We start from the raw sequence: 17452 nt of genomic DNA on the forward strand, positions 1-17452 counted from the left end.
TGTTTCATCCTAACACCGACTATACGGGGCTCGATATTACTCGAAAGGATACATCCAAAAGGATACCCGTGCGATAAATATGAGTACCCAGTATAAAAGAAGCGTAGTAAAATCGTAGGAAGAAAAAGGAAAAACCTTGTGATGGAGCAGGTGATGCTATGAATTATCAGGATAGCCTTGAAGAGCTGGAAAGTCGTCTGTTGGTAGGACGAACCGAGGAAGTCCTTCATTTTTTGAAGTTGCTTGCGGATGAGCGGCGCTCCAAAAAAATCATGAATCTCTTCGGGACCGCAGGCGTAGGAAAAAGCTATTTGCTCGACGAGCTCAGGCGGCAAGCTCATCTGCGGCAAGCAGCTACTCTCTCTTTGGACAGCGAGCAATTTTGGCACACGCCCTCTGATTTTTGCCTGCATATTTTGCAGGCATTGCATGTCTATCATAAGGGAGAAGAGCAGCATCCATCCCAATTGTTGGAGGAATGCGTTTCGAAGCTGAATGAAAAAGCGGCCGATCAAAGACTCGTCCTCTTTCTCGACATTTACGAGAACTTGGACGGCTTGGACCATTGGTTGCGCGAATATTTTTTCAAACGATTAAGCGCGAATATCCTGATCATGATCGCAGGGAGGCATCCGCTGTCTGAAGCTTGGCTTCTTTCGCCCGGTTGGCGGCACTTCATCAGTAGGGTCCCTTTATCCCATCTTCCTTACGATGCTGTCGAGCGGTATGCGCATTACTGTCACATTTTTGAACCGACTATCATCCAAGAAATGTGGCGGCGCTCCAAAGGGCATCCCCTTACCCTGTCATTGCTGTCCTTTACCTTGCAGCCGAAAGATCAGGAAGGAAACGGGGCTTTTCATGAGGAAATGGACACGCTGCCGTTTGTCGTAAGCCAATGGCTGCGCGAAGTTCCCGGCGAGCATTTGCGTCCTCTCGTGGAAGCAGCAGCCGTATTGCGACACTTTAATCAGGATAATCTGTCTTTTTTATTAAAAAGGGAAATCACCGCGTCCGAGTTTTTCCAATTGATCCGATTTTCGTTTGTACGGAAAGTGGACAGCGGCTGGACGATTCATTCCTTGATGAGAGAATCTATTGCCCAGGATATGCGGGCACGGACTCCGCTTCATTTTGCAGATTTGCAAAAGCGGGCCGTTCACTACTATTATGAGAAGTTCACCAAGTCAGCTCATTCGGTCCGTACACCAGAAGCTTTAGAGCTTACCTTCTTTTTAGGTGACGCACTCATCCGAGCCTTTTTAAATTGGTTCGACCCATTACCCAAACCGTTCGAATCAATCCACACTGGTCATCGGGAAGAACTACTGGAGTATATCCGCAATCAGCGGCACTGTCCCTCCCCTAAAACGATCAAGCTATTTGATCCGCACACGAACCGACATTTTGATTTTCACCTGACAGCGGAGCAAACCTTGTACCCATTGAATTGGCTTGATCATGACCGTCTATTCTCGCTGGGATACGACGTGCTTCGCGTTTTGCGCAATGATAACGGAGCGATCTCGGCACTTGCTGCAGTTGTTCCCATCAACGAAAAAACCCTTCCTTACCTGATGGAACATTCCGGTTCTCGTTCCTATTTCACTGCTCTATCCAAACAAGAGCTAGAACGGTTTCGCGTGCCGGAACACACACGGGCTGGCTGGTTCATCCACTCCATTCATCAAGATGATTACGAGGATGTTTCCCAACATACAGCTATTGGCCATATGTTGCACGGTTTGATGTTCTCCGGAGAGTTTTTGTTGTGTTCACCTGCACCATTTCCTTTTTTCAAAGCTGCCCACGAAAGTTTGGGGTTTGATATAGCCGATTTCGCCACCCACACCAACTATGACGGAGTAACACCCACCCTCGTATTTTTCCGTGATACGCAAGGCGAGCATCTTCCCGCTTATTTGCAAAAACTGCTTAAACGATCCGGATTGGATGCGGATTTTCGCCTGGAAGAAGAAGCGACTCCAGATGCTTCTCCACCGACATCACCTGGCATAGTCACAACGATAGAAATGAGTACGCTGACGGCACGAGAACAGGAAGTAGCCAGCCTTGTGCTGGAGGGATTGACGAATGCGGAAATCGCTGCCCGCTTGTATTTGAGCGAAGTCACAGTGAAAAAACATTTGAAATCGATCTTTGACAAAATGGATGTCAGCAACCGGACACAGTTGGTGAAAAAAATGCTTGTGTAGGACGAAAAAAGAGGAACCGTCGATGGCGGCTCCTCTTTTTATATGGCTATGGAATGTCATACGGTCGTTCAAATAAAATATTCTCGATTGCCTCTACAGCCTTTTCTGTCAAATCACGTTCCTGATCCACGTTTGTGAGATAAATAATCGTTTTATCTGTTTGAATATATCGTATCAAGTAGCTTCGATACCCCGGCCAGCCCCCACTGTGATGCACAACTTTTCCTGTCACCTGATTTTCACGCAGCCGCCAGCCATAACCATAATTTGATAAACTATTGTCAGTAAGCTGAACGGGGGAAAACGCTCTCTCTAGCGTTTCTTTTTTTACCAGCTTTTCTGTGTAGAGAGCTCTGTCCCACTTACGCAAGTCATCCAGTGTTGAACTGACCGCGCCGTCTCCCTGAATGCCATCCAGATAAATGACAAAATCGTGCTCACTGGAATCATCCGGTAACACAAATGCTTCAGATTGAGCAGAATACACGTATCCATACGCGTAATGCTGGATCAACTCAGGCGAATATCTTCGGTTGTACACTTTCGTATGCTGCATACCTAGTGGTTGAAATATCTGTTGCTGCAAGAAATCGGCAAATTGTGTATCAGCTACGTGTTCTACGATAGATGCTAATAAAGCATAGCCGGTATTACTGTACGCATACTTTTCATTGGGTTGAAACAAGACGTTGGGTCGATGCTTGATTAGCTGATCGAGTATGTCTTGGTTCGTAGCCACTTGTGTTTTATCCCAATATTGCGAAAACAACTCCATGTAATCAGGCAAACCGGATGTGTGTACGAGTAGATTCTCTACAGTCATATCGGCATAAGGAAAATCTGGAAGGAGGTCGTCAACTTTATCTGAATAGTCGAGCTTCCCTTGCTCTTGCAAGATCATGATTGCCATTGCTGTAAACGCCTTGGAAACCGATGCGAGTTCAAATACCGAATCTGGTGACAATCTTTCAGCCGTTTCTAGATTGGCCAATCCTATGGAATTTTGATAATAAGGTTTCCCTTCTTCCAAAATCAAGATGTTACCGCTCCAATTGTTTTGTTCGGCAAGCGTAGAAAAAAGCTCATCAAGCTGGCGGCATCTCGCATCGCTTACATTGGCTTGTTGGGTCATTTCTCGTTTCCCCCACTCGTTTTATAAAATTGTCTTCCAGCAAAAGACACTCGAACAATCTCATGATTTCTCAATCTGATAAACCGTGCCGAGAAATCTGTTCCAAACGCCTGTACTACAAAGAGATCTTCAGCAAATGGTCTCATTACGTAATTTTCTCCCAAAAAGGAGAGCATCAGTTGACCATTTTCTAATCTGATCGGCAATGTCCCCAACTCACTCGATTGATAATCCCCCACGAATTGTTTCATGGCTTCCTCGGTTAAAAAATCAATCTTGCTAACCAGATGAGAGGTTTCAGGAGGGCGGTTTTCCAGACTATTTAGCGCACCTACCATTACCGCCAAAACCGGCGACAATTCTAGATTGGACAGTGCCACTCCGGCCAGTCCTGTTTCGGGAAAGAAGCACATTTGAGCCGTAACCCCTTTAATACCACCACTATGTTCAACTAACTTTTTCCCGTAGTAGTCAGAAGTTATGAGCAAGCCGTACCCGTAAAATTGACCAGGTACCAAGTCAGTCGGAAAGTAAGGGGTTATCATGAGTTGTACACTCTCAGGTGTCAGGATACGATTTTCTCCTGCTGTAAGCCCACCTTTGCAGAACATGTCCGTATATCGCAACATATCCCGCACCGTTGATTTTATAAATCCTGCCGCCCGAGAAGCGGGAGTATCCCACCAATTCGGAGATGGGACCACTTCCTTGTGATCGCCTCTGTCTCGCATGATATACAGATTTGTAATATTCTCATAGCCATTCAGCTCTTCCAGAAAAAAGCTCGTGTGCTCCATCCCGATTGGATCTATGATATGCTCCTTGACATAAGTCTCATACGACTTCCCGCTGACGCGTTCAATGATCGCTCCCAGCAAGGCGAAACAATCATTGGAATAACTGAACTCTGTACCGGGTGGCCCTAAAAGCTCTAAATCTAATGTAGCGATAACACTCATCAGGTCTTCGTACGTATCGATTGGTACCGTAACATCTGTCTCGTTTTGCAGAAATGGATAGTCTTCTGCCTCATTCTCTTCCAAACTTCGCATCACACTTGCAAAAAACGTTGGCAAGGGAGGAATCCCACTCGTATTCGTCATAAAATGATGAATCGTGATTTGTCCCACATCATTATTTTTCAGTCGAAACTCCGGCAAGTATTTGACAACAGGGTCATGTACGGATAACTTACCAGCTTCTTGTAATTGCATGACCGCCACACAAGTAAAGGATTTTGTGATGGATCCAATTCCAAATACCGTATCGACTGTAACTCCTAACTGCCGTTCCACATCACGAAAGCCAAATCCGTTACTATAGAAGATTTGACCATCTTTTGCTATTCCCATAGAAACACCAGGAACCTGACCTTTTGTTATCCATTTTTGAGCGTATTTTTCAAAAGACTCAATCCATCCGTTATTTGGCATGCGCTTCTCTCCTTTGTTGACATGTAGTTAGTTCTCGATCCAGCTGTCATTATATGTCGGCATGACAGATGTCCACTTGACTCCTTTTACTCGAGAATTGATGACAGTAAAGGCCTTATCGTAATAGATAGGGACAACATACGCTTGCTCAATCAGATGCTTCTGTGCATCCATATACACTTGCTTTCTGGCATCAGTCTGCATGGTAGTACGCCCTTTCAAAAGGAGGGCATCCAGCTTGTCATCTTTTACTCCCGATAAGTTGTAGGGACCGTTGGAATGAAAATAAAAGTATAAAATATCAGGGTCATCATAGACGCCCGATATCAGCGTTACATCAAAATTTCCTTTGACGACTTCCTGCATGTACCCTGCTATTTCTAGATTCTGAATCTTCGTGTCGATTCCAACCTCTCCCAGCATGGCTTGAAGCAATTGGGCTTCTTTGTCTAGATCTGCGGTACTCAGCAAATTCAGACTAAATGTTTTTCCGTCCTTTTCTCTCACACCACTTCCGTTTACTTTCCAACCAGCCTCGTCCAACAGCTTCTTTGCTTCGTTCACATGATACTGGTACCCGTACTTCTCTAAGGATTTGTCATACCCTAGCGTAGATGGAGATAACGCCGTATGGGCTACTTCGCCTTCTCCCTGCGTAACAGCTTGGACAATGGCTTCTTTATTGACGAGCATATTAATTGCTTTACGTACCTGAATATCCTGGAACTCCGGTCTTGTCAGATTCATTTCCAACATTAAACCCACTCCAGGACGTAAGTATTCCATCACCTGATATTTCGGATTATTCCGATAACGATTCGCATCTTTCACAGGTACTTCCGTTGCTACATCGATAGCACCACTCTCTAGCGCTGACATTCTGAGCTGGCTGTCAGCAATTGCTTTTATGATAAGTTTGTCTGCTCTAGGAGGACCTTGATTTTCATAGTAAGGCTCTCCCCACTGAAAGGCTTCATTTCTAACATAGGTGACACCTTCGCCTGTTTTCCAGCTCTCAAGTTTCCAAGGCCCTACTCCCACTGGATTCCGGCCATAGCTCTCTCCAGCCTTTTCAATCGCTTTCAACGATAACGGCTGCGTTAAATAATTCCCTAGCGCATCGCGAAAGGCAGCATAGGGTTCGTGTAGTTCCAAAACGAGAGTCTGATCGTCTGGCGCTTTCACACTTTTTATTGGAGCCATTAATTCAGCAGCTGTTTTTGCTTTTGTCTGCGGATTGAGAGCACGATCGAAGGTTTCCTTAAAACTTTTTGCAGTAAGAGGTGTCCCATCGTGAAAGGTAATCCCGGAACGAATCGTGAAGGTCCACGTTTTGCCATCCTCAGAAATTTTATAGTCACTAGCAAGAGAGGGCTTGTATTCGTTTGTGGCAGGATCCTTATATAGCAGTGATCCACCGAGCAACCAGGTATAGACCCCAGCAGATGCAACAGACATGTGAGCATCTAACGTATCCGGTTCAAAGGGGTACGCTACTGTAATCGTTCCGCCTGTTTTGGGTTCAGCACCCTCCTGCTGCGCGGCTGGCACAGTTGTTTGCGTGCTGCAACCAACCACCAAGATCATACATAGAATGACAAATCCCCGCCAAAAGACACTGTACGTTTTTCGCTTGTTTTTCTTCATATGTCAGCATGCCACCTCCTTCCCTTTTCTTTTTGAAAGAGCTTCCGATGATGACAGATGATTTCACCTCCTTCGCAAGCTGTAACAAAGAGTACTTTTACTCTTTATCCATTTGTTGAAGTTTCCACTGTAATGCTTGGTAGAATAATTCATTTGTTTTCATATACGATTGCAGACTAGGATACAGGATTGAGCAAATTCTTCTGAAACGTTCGAGATTTTCTGATTGGCTTGAAAGCATCTTTTCAGCAAACCGACGGAAAAATGACTGCGAGACAGGGAGTTCGTCAACATCGGCAAACATCAAGACATACTCTTGAACATTCGCCTGTACGACAGGACTGTCTGGAGTTGCATGTTGCTCAGCTGCTTTTAACAACTGTTTAAGGTTTTTAAGCATTCTGGCGCTCCACATCTCCACACTGATCTTAGGCAGGTGAACTATTTCTAGGAAGGACATGACATCTTGCTTCATCTCCCGGACAATCTCTGGATTATTAAACATTTCCTCCAACTCATCTAATGCAGCCGTTTGTGCTGCCGAAAGCTTGCCTTCCAGCAACGAGGAGACGTTAACCCCTAATAAAAATATCTCTCGCCATTCCACCGGGAATTGTTCAGGAAAAACGGACGAAATCATTTTTTCCAAAATAAACTTTTCTCGTTCCAATGCATCTGTAGAAATTGATTCAATTAAATCGTGCATATAGCTCAAAGAATCACTGTTACCCTTACTCTGCTTTGTTTGTTCCAAAATGGATTTCATGCTGGCAAGCGTACGCATTTGGATGTCCAAAGCTTCGATTTGCCATTCTATCGCCATATCAACAGGTATATCCCCAGCTAACATTCTCTTAATCTCATCAATACCAAAGTTTAAATAGCGAAGGGTTAGGATCAGTTTTAACCGCCAGATTTCCTCTGCCGTATACATGCGATGACCTCCAGAAGTTATCTCAGAAGGTGAAAGCAGGCCGATCTCGTCATAATAACGAACAGTGGGTACAGAAGAACCTGTCATTTTCGCCACTTGTCCGATGAAGAACTTCACGTCCTTCATTGTTCGATCAGTTTGTTGATTTTGTGTGGTGTCTAATCTGTTCCTCGCCTTTCCGTGCACGTGACAACACCCCCTAGCCAATTATAAAACCTCTAGTAACTTGAGATTCAAGAGGCAATATGCCAACTGATGATCATGCGTTCACCGTCGTGTAATTTGAATAGGAAAAAGCCAGGTGGTTGTGACACTTGGCTTCATAAACTCGCATGATTGGACGGTTGAAGTTATTCATAGAGATCTGTGCTTAAATATTTGAGACCTGAATCATTAATCGTTAGCACAATATTGGCCCCTTTTTCTTTCCCTTTCAAAAGCTGTAAGGCAGCCGCAACATTTGCTCCCGAAGAAAATCCTGCGAATATTCCTTCTTTTCTTGCCAGTTCTCTAGCAACTTGTGTCGCTTCTTCATCTGTAACATGGATGTAGTCTGTAACGAAGTTCTTATCCAGAAGAGGTAAATCCATGGAATATCCCCCACCTTGGATCTTGTGATTGAGGTTAGTAGCAGCTTTACCAGAGTAGAACGGTGCGGTGTAAGGTTCAACTAAATAACAACGAATGTTGGGATTATACTTTTTTAACGTTTTTGCACAACCTGTAAAAGTGCCACCAGAACCAGCAAAATCAAGGAAAACGTCTACTTTTCCATTTGTTTGTTTCCAAATTTCTTCCCCCGTGTGAAATTCATGAGCATGGAGATTGCCAATGTGATGAAATTGGTCAGCACGAAACGCATTCCTTTCTTTTGTGATTTGCTGTGCTACTTCTTCCACTTTAGCAAGGTCTTCACCAGAAACTTGCCCTACAGGGGAACCAGGCGCTTGGTCTACTAAAACAACTTCTGCTCCGAGCGCTTGCATCATTCTCGCTCTTTCCATTGAATTTCCTTTTGACATAACAGCAACGAATTTATACCCTTTGACTCCGCAAACAATCGCAAGCCCAGTCCCTGTATTGCCACTCGTTAATTCCACAACGGTGTCATTCGGTTCTAGTATTCCAGCCTCCTCAGCCTCTTCAATAATCTGCAAAGCGATTCTATCCTTCTTGCTAAAGCCTGGATTTACATATTCCAATTTGGCGAAAATATTTCCAGCGAGCTTTTCTGTTAGCCTAGAAAGATGGACCATGGGAGTGTTACCAATCGCTTGATGAACGCCTGATAAAATCGTGTTCTCCATAGACATAGCGCCTCTTTTCGTATATTTTGGACTATATAGTGTCTGCTTCAAACTATATAGAGCTCGATTGTAAAGTATAACGTACATACGTGCAATATAACGTCCAAACTCTATGGAGGGCCATTTTGATGGAAGAATTTCACACAAATATCGGAGAGAACATAAAGCGTATTCGGAAAGAAAGAAACTTGAGCTTGGATAAAACTTCTGAATTAACAGGAGTTAGTAAAACGATGTTAGGACAAATTGAAAGAGGCAAGTCTGCTCCAACAATCACAACCCTTTGGAAAATAGCTAGTGGGTTGCGCTTATCCTTTTCTTCACTCGTTAGTCAATACAAGCCCAATGTTACGATCGTAAAAAAGAAAGAAGTAAATCCCATTATTGAAAATAACGGACAATATCGTGTGTATCCGCTTGTCCCCTATAATCCTGAACAACAGTTTGAGATCTTTTCAGTAACTCTTGAACCAGGATGCGAGCATATAGCAGAACCGCATACAACTGGGGTTGAGGAATTCATTCTCGTAAATGAAGGCACGTTAGAGGTTGTTGTCAATGAACAAGTTTATATCGTTGAACCTGAGGATACTTTGATTTTTAAAGCAGACAGGCCACACCTTTATCGCAACACTGGAGATCGTATCGTAAAGTGTTCCGTAGTCATTCACTACTCAAGTCAATGAAAACAAAGAGAAACCCCACTACATGTAGGGTTTCTCTTCCGTTAGACACTTGTATAGATGCTATCCGCTAGCATTGTTCTCCCCATTCCTGTTTCCGTTCATGGAGCGAGCTCGCAATAATACGGTCCAGCAGCTGCGAAAAGGTCATACCTGCTGCAGCTGCACTCTTTGGAAACAGGCTGTTGGCGGTCATCCCCGGTAAGGTGTTCACTTCTAGCACGTAAGGCATATCCTGACACAAAATCATATCGACCCTTGCATAGACCTTACACTGTAGCAGTCGGTAGCTAGCAAGCGCCGCCTCGCGCACACACTGCTGGGTAACGGGAGGAAGCTCAATCACCTTCTCCTCCGCACCGCCGTCCTCATATTTCGCTCGGTAGTCGAACCACTCTGAATGCGCGGAGCGAATGCCGATAATCGGTAGTACCTCGCCATCCAGAATCGCGCTGGTAATCTCCGTCCCTTTCAAATAGGGCTCAATCAAGATCCCCTGATCCAAATGGCTGGCTTCCTGAACAGCCGACAGCAGCTCCTTCTCATTATGCACGAGCTGGACACCGATGCTGGATCCTCCCGTATTCGGCTTCACAATCACCGGGTAACCCAATTGCTCTACCGCCTGAAGATCATAAACGTCCTTCCAGTAAAGCCCTGCAGGCGTTTGAATGCCTGCCTCCTTCAGCAGCATTTTGGACAGTTGCTTATTCATACATAGGCTGCTTGCCAGGACACCGCTTCCTGTATATGGAATACCCAGTGTCTCCAGCGCTCCCTGTATCGTGCCATCCTCGCCATATTGGCCATGTAGCGCCAATAGCGCGAAATCGATGCCTGCCTGCTGAACCTGTGTGATTAAATCCGCTCTCTGCGTAACGACAATGGGAACTGCCTCATAGCGACTGCGATCCAAATGCTTGATCATCTCTTGGCCAGTCTTCAGAGAAACCTCACGCTCAGAAGAAATACCACCCATAATAACGCCTATCTTCATGATGACACCTCATTTTTCTTCAAAATGGTTGTGCGGTTTGTAATCGTTATGCCTTAAGAAAGCGATGCGCCTGTTTGCCGATTATTTGAATACCTCGCTCGATATTTTCTTCCGTTACTCGTGAAAAACCAAGCCGCAACGTATTCGTCCCTGTTCCTTCTTGAATAAAAAATTTGTCGCCCGGTGTAAAAATGACACCATGTTCTGTGCAAGCTTCTAGCAGCTCGCGTGTATTTACGCCTGACGGAAAGGTAAGAAACAAATGCAAGCCCCCATCGCCAGACAACTGCGCCAGAGGGAGATGTGCTTCACAGCATGCCTTCGTCAGCTCATATTTGCGCTTATATTCCATGCGGGCTTTTTTTACATATTTATCAAAGTTTCCGTTCAGCAAATATTGATATAAGATCGATTGATCGATGGTAGATGTATGAATGGTGCGTGCACGCTTAATGCTTTCGAGGTTGTCGATCAGTGCGCTGTCTCCAAGCACCCAGCCCACTCGTAATCCTGGGAACAGTACCTTGGAGAAACTACCAATATAGATGACTCCGTTCCCTTTTCCTGCTGTGGCGATTAATGGCGCAACATGCGCTCCCGAGTAGCGCAGCTCTTCATTGAATCCATCCTCGATCACCGGAATCTGATAGCGCATCAGTAATTTCATAACGGTACTGCGCTTCGCTGGCGACATGACTATGCCTGTCGGATTGTGATAGGAAGGAGTCAAATAGGCCAGATCGAAGCTGTTTGTCTGCTTGTGCAAAACTGCCTCGAGCTGCTCCACATCTATACCATCACTCTCCATCGGAATGCCGGTAATCTCAAATCCTTGCAGCTTCAAATTCTTGATCGCAGTATGATGGGTCGGATTTTCACAAATGGCTGCCCCACGGCGAACAGAAGGGCGCAGTGCCGACAACACTATGTCAAAACCTTCTGTAAACCCGCTTGTAATCAGCATATCCTTGCCGCTTACATCGACGCCCTTATTCTCCATATAACGCATCAAGTAATCAATTAATGGCTTGTAACCCTTGGCATAGCCGTAGTTGAGCAGCACCTGTCCTTCGATTGCCATTCGATCCATAAAGGCTCTCTTTACATCCCCCAGATCAAACAACTGCTCATCCGGCGCGATGCTTGTAAAAGAAATGATTCCTTTTTTGGCGCGAATGCCCTGCTTCATCATGTCCAGCTCTGCAGCGGATACAGCATATTCGTTCATTCGTGCCTTCCAGTCGATCTGCCAAGAGGCGGAACTGTCAGCGCCTCTGTTATCCGCAGCCAAATGGCCCACCATAGTGGTAACATAGCTGCCTTGGCCGGGAATCGCATACGTAAAGCCGTCGTCCTCTAGGCCTTCGTAAGCTGCGATGACTGTATTGCGGCTCACCTTAAGCAAACTGCTCATTTCTCGTGTGGAGGGCAGCCTCTGATCCGCCTGGAGCGCGCCTTTGATTATTAAACGTTTGACGTATTCTTTCACTTGTATCGCAACTGGACGGTCACCAACAAGCTTGAAATCCTGGAACATCCTTCATCGCCCCCATCTATAATGATGGCATGGGAGACGAGAGAAAAAAAGAACCACTGCACTGGATTTTTCATCCTTCGGTGGTTCCTCGGTAGCAATCAGCATCCACCCAGCGGTAAAAATGAAAGTAAAAAAGAACCCATTTATCTTAAGGGTTCCTCTTTTGTAGTCATTTTTAGTAGGCCGATAGTGAATCCTTCACCAGATGCTATCCGCTTTATGGTTGTTTTGCGCCATTACAATATATTTGTCCAATTGCTGGCTTACACCCAAAACTACGTCACTTGAAAGTCCATGTTTTCCTGCCAATTCAATCATTTGCTGTCGTAGTTGTTCGATGCTTGTTTCTAGATCTAAGTGGTGGCGACTTGCTTCTATTCCCGCGCCCCAGATCTTACTCTTGCTTTTCGGGGATGTTCCTGGGTGCACAAGAACGTCCCTTTCTAATGAACTTGCGGTAGCCTTTATGTTAAGCACCTCCTATGATTTACAAAATATGACAATAATAACTATAAATGAATATGCAAGAATTCACCGACTAAGAAAAAATTGAATAGAAAAAAACATCCTATCGAAAGGATGTTTTTTGTTTGTCTTATCAACTCTTTCTAAAAATCTGCACCATGCTGATAATTAATAACGTGTGGTGTGCCAGACTTTTGGGGTTCGTAAACGATGCCACTGCTCAACCCAAACGTTAGAAGAACTGCTAGGAATACATATTTCATTCTTTTTCATCCTCTCTACTTATCATCTTTTTCGTGATTATTGATACATCATCCTACAACTAGTTTATAAATGTAGCTTCGGCCTTCTTCTCTCCAATTACAATAGCTTGATATTGGAGAATTTGTGATGGCGAGGCAAGATGGCGATATTTTTCAAATAACTGCACACATTGCAGAGCATCATAATGGCGATTCATCAAATCCGATTGAACTAAACAGTGTAGGGTTTCATTGAGTCCACTTTCAATGCGTCCCTTTGTAAAATCATATTTTGCTTTTTGATATCGATATTGGAGGTGCTGAACCATATTAACCAACAATGTTCGTTCATGAAATCTAGCAATATCTTTAGAGAGACGTAATAAAACTTCATCCACGCAAAAATGATATTTATTAGCAGCTTCCATAATCGTAACGAGGCCCGGAAGTATTTCAGCAGGCTGTTCCGCTAGATAGTCGGTATATTCCTTAATGATTTCTTCATTCCCCATTAATACTTCCAGTGTGTAACAATTCGCCTTCGCAAAGAATGCAAACCGCTCAACAATTCTTCTCCCTTCATCGTCAAGAAGTTCAAACCAATGTAAATCGGCGTATGTTTGTACATATTCTTTGGATTGGGAATAACCGCCTTGCATCTGTAGGACCAAGCCTTTATATAAATAACCCATTCCATAGTAGTAGACGAGTGGACGTTCTGTTTTTATCAACTCTGCCTCTCGATTTTTTCTGCGTTTTTGCAGCTCATCTTGATAGATAATTTTGGAAAGCACTCTTAGCTCATCTGCGTAAGTTTCCGCTTCACTCCATTTTTGCAAAGTGAAACAAACCTTAGCTAAATTAAGTAAAGCGTCTAATTGATCCGTTTCTGGTAATCGCTTTCGATATGGGGAAAAGCGAATAACAGCCTTCTCATTTTCATCAGCATTTGTCCCGAGTATTGCCTGAAATAACCGGTAGTGACTTATCACAAACTGGGTAGAGTAGCTATCTTTCTCGTTCTCAATTACGTACTCATAGAATGGCACCGCCTTTCCCAGTTTCCCATCCTCGTATAATTGCTCTGCCACAGTAAAAAGGATGGAGATATTTTTGGGATTCTCCAGCAATTGGGAGGCAACTGCTTCAATGCAATCCTTTCGTCCATTCTCGGCGCTTCGAATTAAGTAAGGTATCAATCGGGGGCGCGAGATTTTCCCTTCATATAAACATTCATCGGGGTATAATTCATACAACCAGCCAGGCTCGTAGTCAAACACGGCAGCGAGTGCGTCTAATTGACCAATGGTGATAGCCCGAGGCGGGTTTCCATTTAGAATCTCGCTCAATGTTCCCGGATTAATTCCAGTTAGATCCCCTAGTTTGCTCAAAGTATAACCGCGCGCTCGCCGATGTTGTTCGATTTCTGACCGCAGCGACTGGTGCATTGTCCCTAGCAGTCCCCCCATAATGGATCACCCTCTTATTTTTCCTTTATTTTACAATCAAATGATTTATTATGGAAGGTGCACGAAACATTTCTTTATCATTTTAATCGTTTTTGTAAGAGGATGTTCACATGCAAATAACCATAACAGAGATTGCTATGGTTATTTGCATGTGAGCGTGTGCGGCTGCACAGATTCTTGGGATTGTGGGAAGTACCTTAAATTGGAAACTACGAGAGTTCGGAATTGAAGCTAGTGACCGTAATGGATGAACTCATTTGCTCGCAAGCGTTCCCTATTCCTTTTTCCCGATCAACAATTCCACTTCTTCGATTTCCTTCGGGATCTGCGATGAGAGCACCTCGCAGCCGTCTTCTGTTACTAACACATTATCTTCAATCCGAATGCCAATCGCTTCTTCCTCTATGTACAGACCTGGTTCAATCGTGATCACCATACCAGGTTGCAAAGCAACATTGTAATCCGGGATATCGTGCGTATCCAGGCCAAGGTGATGAGACACGGGATGATAATAGTATTTGGACAGCTCACTGCTCTCTTGGATGAGACCGAGACGTAGCAGGCCATCTGTCAAGACATGTTTCGTGACATCATTTAGTTGTGGAAGTGTGACACCAGGCTTCACTGCTTCGATGGTCTTGATTTCTGCTTCGAGCACGAGTTGATAGATCGCTTTCTGACGCTCTGTAAAGCGACCATTCACGGGAAACGTTCGCGAAATATCAGCCGCATAGTAGTTCGATGTTGCACCGAGGTCGAGGAGAACCAAGTCACCATCTTCCGAACGCTGATTATTCGCTTCATAGTGCAAGATAGTAGCATTGATCCCACTAGCAATAATGGGTAAATAAGGTAGCTCGCGAACACCATGCGATTTCAACGCGAAATCATAGTGCGCCTCTAGCTCATATTCCATGATTCCAGGACGTGCATGCAACCACATGCGTCGGATTGCTTCATCTGTGATCGCAATCGCCCGTCTAATTTCTTCGATCTCAGCCGGACTCTTCACCTTGCGCAGTTCTTTCAGCCATAGTCCCGCATCGTGAATCTGCAGGTTCCGGTATTTCTTCTGCGCGTCTTCGGCAAAAGTCTCTGCGGGGGTCACCTCATCGCTCCACAGATAGCGATACAAGTCAAGATAGAGGGAGTACTTGCCTTCGCAGCGCCTCATAAAGGTTCCAAATGACTCTAGCCACTCATCGAGATAGTCGAAGTGTTCGATACCAGACTGCTCCTTCGCCTCTTGATCCGATAAGACGGCCCCTGTCCATTTCGCTTCCCGTTCATTTGGGCGCTGAAGAAATAACGTTTCGGTCACGATGCCAGCGCGTTTTGTGATCATGAGAATGAGGTTGCTTCGCGCAATGCCGGTTAGATAATAGAAGTTGCGGTTTGGGGTAAACGGATATTTATCGTCATGGCTGCGTGTCTTGACAACCCCTGAAAATAGTACAACCGCGCTGTGATCAGGCATTTTTTCTGCGAGTCTTTGACGGCGATTGATGAACTCTTTTGAATCCATGGTTATTGTCATTTGTTTTATACCCCTTCGCCTTAGAGTTCAGTATAGTCTGATAATTATCTGCCGATTTCACTTTTGATAGGTCGTCATATCTCCTCCGTTCTTCTATATTTTAGGATACTTTCATCATTTGGGAAACGACTTTCGTAATAAAGCTATTGTTGAGTCCATAAAACAAGGAGCAGTTGCATTAGGCAAGCTGCTCCTTGTTTTAATAGATTACGTTACTCCGCGACTCTTTTCGCCCAGCGCAGGTCCGGTGTCCCGGTTACACTAAAGCGGATGCCTTCGATCTTTTTGCTGTTGAGGTAGTTTTCGTTATTGAAATAAACCGGGATGACGGGCATGTCCTGCATCAAAATGGTTTCAGCGTCGTGCAAAAGCTTCATGCGTACTTCCTCGTTTTGTTCGACCTTCGCTTTTTCGATCAGCTCGTCAAACTTTGGATTCGCCCAGTTGGTGAAGTTGCGGGAGCTTTTCCCTGTGTACAGCTCCAGCATCGCGAGCGGATCTAGGTAATCGCCGCCCCAACCCATGCGGGCCATCTGGAAGTTTTTCTGCTTGAACGTATCGATGTACGTCTTCCACTCCTGATTTTCCAGCTTCACTTGGACGCCCATGTTTTGTTTGAACATTTCTTGCAGCGCTTCGGCGATCTTCTTGTGGTTTTCCGCGGTGCTGTATTTCAATGTAATTGGAGGAAGCTCTGTCCAGCCTTCTTCCTTCAAGCCTTCAGCTAGAAGTTGCTTCGCCTTGGCTGGATCAAACTGATAGTAAGGGGCCACTTCTTCTCGGAAGTCCTTACCCGAAGGAGTTTTCACCCCGAATGGCGTATAACCGTACGCCGGGAGCTGGCCTCCCTTGGTCACGTTTTTCGTCAGAATATCCCGGTCGATCGCGTAGGAAAAGGCCTGACGAATTTTCGCATTAGTAAACGGCTTTTCCTCTACGTTAAACGTGTACGTATAAATGCTGTAGTCCGGGAATGATTTGTACTCTTCTTTTTCTTTTTCCTGCTCAATCACGTCGATCGGCAGGGAGTCAATCAGATCAAGCGCTCCTGTTTTGAACATCTGGTAGTAGGTGGTTGCTTCGTTTACCATCTTGAAGTGGACGGTGTCCATCGTTACCTTTTCTTTCTCCCAATAGCTCTGGCTTTTGGCGATTGTCAGCTGACTGTTGTGGTCCCAGCTCTCTACGGTGTATGGGCCATTGGTCACGATGCCTTTCGCTTCGACCGCCCAGTTTTTGTCTGGATCCACGACTTTCTTATTCACCGGCAGATAGGCGCGACTCATCATGATTTTCGGGAAATAGGTGATCGGGTCTTTCAGTCCAACGATGAGTGTTCGGTCATCCTTTGCCTTGATCTGAACGTCATCCACGCTGCCTTTGCCCGTGTTGTATGCCTCCGCGCCTTGTATGTAGTAGAGTGCGGATGGTTCATAGGCGGCGGTCTGTGGATTCAGCACGCGCTTCCAGGAGTATTCGTAGTCATGTGCCGTTAACGGATCGCCGTTCGACCATTTCATTTCGGGGCGCAGGGTAAATGTGTAGGTTTTTCCGTCCGGGGAGACGTCCACCTTTTCTGCTGCGCCTTCGCTGATGTCTCCATTTTCGCTGTAACGGTACAATCCTTCATACAGATGGTCTATCACCCAGTACGAAGTGGTATCGGAAGCGAATGCCGGGTCTAATGTGTACGGTTCGCCCCGCAGGTTAGTGGTAATGACTTGTTTGACGGCTGCTCCCGTCTGTTGTTCGGAAGACGCAACCTGTTTATTGCTGCTGCACGCAGAAAGCGCAGGCACAGCGAGCACCAGCAATGCGGCAATAGCGAGTAATCCCTTTTTCATTATGATTTC

Annotated in this window: 13 protein-coding genes; 2 read left to right on the forward strand and 11 right to left on the reverse strand. The window is 45.2% G+C overall.

Annotated features, from left to right (window positions below):
* Positions 1-158 precede the first annotated feature (158 nt).
* Complete coding sequence (locus tag HPY28_RS00785) at positions 159-2216, forward strand: LuxR C-terminal-related transcriptional regulator (protein WP_174229889.1); 2058 nt, start codon at positions 159-161, stop codon at positions 2214-2216.
* A 46-nt stretch (positions 2217-2262) separates the two neighbouring features.
* Here HPY28_RS00785 and HPY28_RS00790 read toward each other — a convergent pair whose 3' ends face one another.
* The 5 genes from HPY28_RS00790 to HPY28_RS00810 form a co-directional block, all read right to left on the reverse strand.
* Positions 2263-3348, reverse strand: a complete 1086-nt coding sequence (locus HPY28_RS00790) for a serine hydrolase domain-containing protein (protein ID WP_174229890.1) — start codon at positions 3346-3348, stop codon at positions 2263-2265.
* Positions 3345-4781, reverse strand: coding sequence for a serine hydrolase domain-containing protein (locus HPY28_RS00795; RefSeq protein WP_173621837.1), 1437 nt, complete (start codon positions 4779-4781; stop codon positions 3345-3347). Before HPY28_RS00795 ends, HPY28_RS00790 begins: the two co-directional genes overlap by 4 nt.
* A gap of 27 nt (positions 4782-4808) precedes the next feature.
* On the reverse strand, positions 4809-6428 hold the full coding sequence (locus tag HPY28_RS00800; protein ID WP_174229891.1) for an ABC transporter substrate-binding protein: 1620 nt from the start codon (positions 6426-6428) through the stop codon (positions 4809-4811).
* A 97-nt stretch (positions 6429-6525) separates the two neighbouring features.
* Positions 6526-7548 (reverse strand): MerR family transcriptional regulator, encoded by a 1023-nt coding sequence (locus HPY28_RS00805; protein WP_173621836.1) that lies wholly within the window; start codon positions 7546-7548, stop codon positions 6526-6528.
* Between the two features lie 164 nt (positions 7549-7712).
* On the reverse strand, positions 7713-8669 hold the full coding sequence (locus HPY28_RS00810) for a PLP-dependent cysteine synthase family protein (protein WP_174224547.1): 957 nt from the start codon (positions 8667-8669) through the stop codon (positions 7713-7715).
* Between the two features lie 128 nt (positions 8670-8797).
* Here HPY28_RS00810 and HPY28_RS00815 point away from each other — a divergent pair, with 128 nt between their 5' ends.
* Positions 8798-9355 (forward strand): helix-turn-helix domain-containing protein, encoded by a 558-nt coding sequence (locus tag HPY28_RS00815; protein WP_017248517.1) that lies wholly within the window; start codon positions 8798-8800, stop codon positions 9353-9355.
* A gap of 67 nt (positions 9356-9422) precedes the next feature.
* Here the strand turns inward: HPY28_RS00815 and HPY28_RS00820 are convergent, their stop codons facing one another.
* The 6 genes from HPY28_RS00820 to HPY28_RS00845 all read right to left on the reverse strand — a co-directional run bounded on the left by HPY28_RS00820 (position 9423) and on the right by HPY28_RS00845 (position 17443).
* Complete coding sequence (locus HPY28_RS00820) at positions 9423-10349, reverse strand: D-alanine--D-alanine ligase (RefSeq protein WP_174229892.1); 927 nt, start codon at positions 10347-10349, stop codon at positions 9423-9425.
* 46 nt (positions 10350-10395) lie between these two features.
* Positions 10396-11886 carry an aminotransferase-like domain-containing protein gene (locus HPY28_RS00825; RefSeq protein WP_174224549.1) on the reverse strand — a complete coding sequence of 497 codons (1491 nt, stop codon included), beginning with the start codon at positions 11884-11886 and terminating at the stop codon, positions 10396-10398.
* A 198-nt stretch (positions 11887-12084) separates the two neighbouring features.
* Positions 12085-12315: an aspartyl-phosphate phosphatase Spo0E family protein gene (locus HPY28_RS30850; RefSeq protein ID WP_017248514.1), complete on the reverse strand. Its 231-nt coding sequence runs from the start codon at positions 12313-12315 to the stop codon at positions 12085-12087.
* 358 nt (positions 12316-12673) lie between these two features.
* Positions 12674-14062 carry a helix-turn-helix domain-containing protein gene (locus HPY28_RS00835; RefSeq protein ID WP_174229893.1) on the reverse strand — a complete coding sequence of 463 codons (1389 nt, stop codon included), beginning with the start codon at positions 14060-14062 and terminating at the stop codon, positions 12674-12676.
* 274 nt (positions 14063-14336) lie between these two features.
* Entirely contained in the window at positions 14337-15599 is a 1263-nt protein-coding gene (locus HPY28_RS00840) for an aminopeptidase P family protein (RefSeq protein WP_017248511.1), read from the reverse strand.
* A 212-nt stretch (positions 15600-15811) separates the two neighbouring features.
* Positions 15812-17443 (reverse strand): peptide ABC transporter substrate-binding protein, encoded by a 1632-nt coding sequence (locus HPY28_RS00845; RefSeq protein ID WP_174229894.1) that lies wholly within the window; start codon positions 17441-17443, stop codon positions 15812-15814.
* Positions 17444-17452 lie beyond the last annotated feature (9 nt).

The organism is Brevibacillus sp. HB1.2 (genome assembly GCF_013332495.1).
Lineage (GTDB): Bacteria > Bacillota > Bacilli > Brevibacillales > Brevibacillaceae > Brevibacillus > Brevibacillus porteri.

Coding starts and splice junctions, on each gene's coding strand:
- HPY28_RS00815 (WP_017248517.1), top strand. CDS start 8,798: ATGGAAGAATTTCACACAAATATCGGAGAGAACATAAAGCGTATTCGG.
- HPY28_RS00845 (WP_174229894.1), bottom strand. CDS start 17,443: ATGAAAAAGGGATTACTCGCTATTGCCGCATTGCTGGTGCTCGCTGTG.
- HPY28_RS00790 (WP_174229890.1), bottom strand. CDS start 3,348: ATGACCCAACAAGCCAATGTAAGCGATGCGAGATGCCGCCAGCTTGAT.
- HPY28_RS00800 (WP_174229891.1), bottom strand. CDS start 6,428: ATGAAGAAAAACAAGCGAAAAACGTACAGTGTCTTTTGGCGGGGATTT.
- HPY28_RS00810 (WP_174224547.1), bottom strand. CDS start 8,669: ATGGAGAACACGATTTTATCAGGCGTTCATCAAGCGATTGGTAACACT.
- HPY28_RS00835 (WP_174229893.1), bottom strand. CDS start 14,062: ATGGGGGGACTGCTAGGGACAATGCACCAGTCGCTGCGGTCAGAAATC.
- HPY28_RS00840 (WP_017248511.1), bottom strand. CDS start 15,599: ATGACAATAACCATGGATTCAAAAGAGTTCATCAATCGCCGTCAAAGA.
- HPY28_RS00820 (WP_174229892.1), bottom strand. CDS start 10,349: ATGAAGATAGGCGTTATTATGGGTGGTATTTCTTCTGAGCGTGAGGTT.
- HPY28_RS00785 (WP_174229889.1), top strand. CDS start 159: ATGAATTATCAGGATAGCCTTGAAGAGCTGGAAAGTCGTCTGTTGGTA.
- HPY28_RS00795 (WP_173621837.1), bottom strand. CDS start 4,781: ATGCCAAATAACGGATGGATTGAGTCTTTTGAAAAATACGCTCAAAAA.
- HPY28_RS00825 (WP_174224549.1), bottom strand. CDS start 11,886: ATGTTCCAGGATTTCAAGCTTGTTGGTGACCGTCCAGTTGCGATACAA.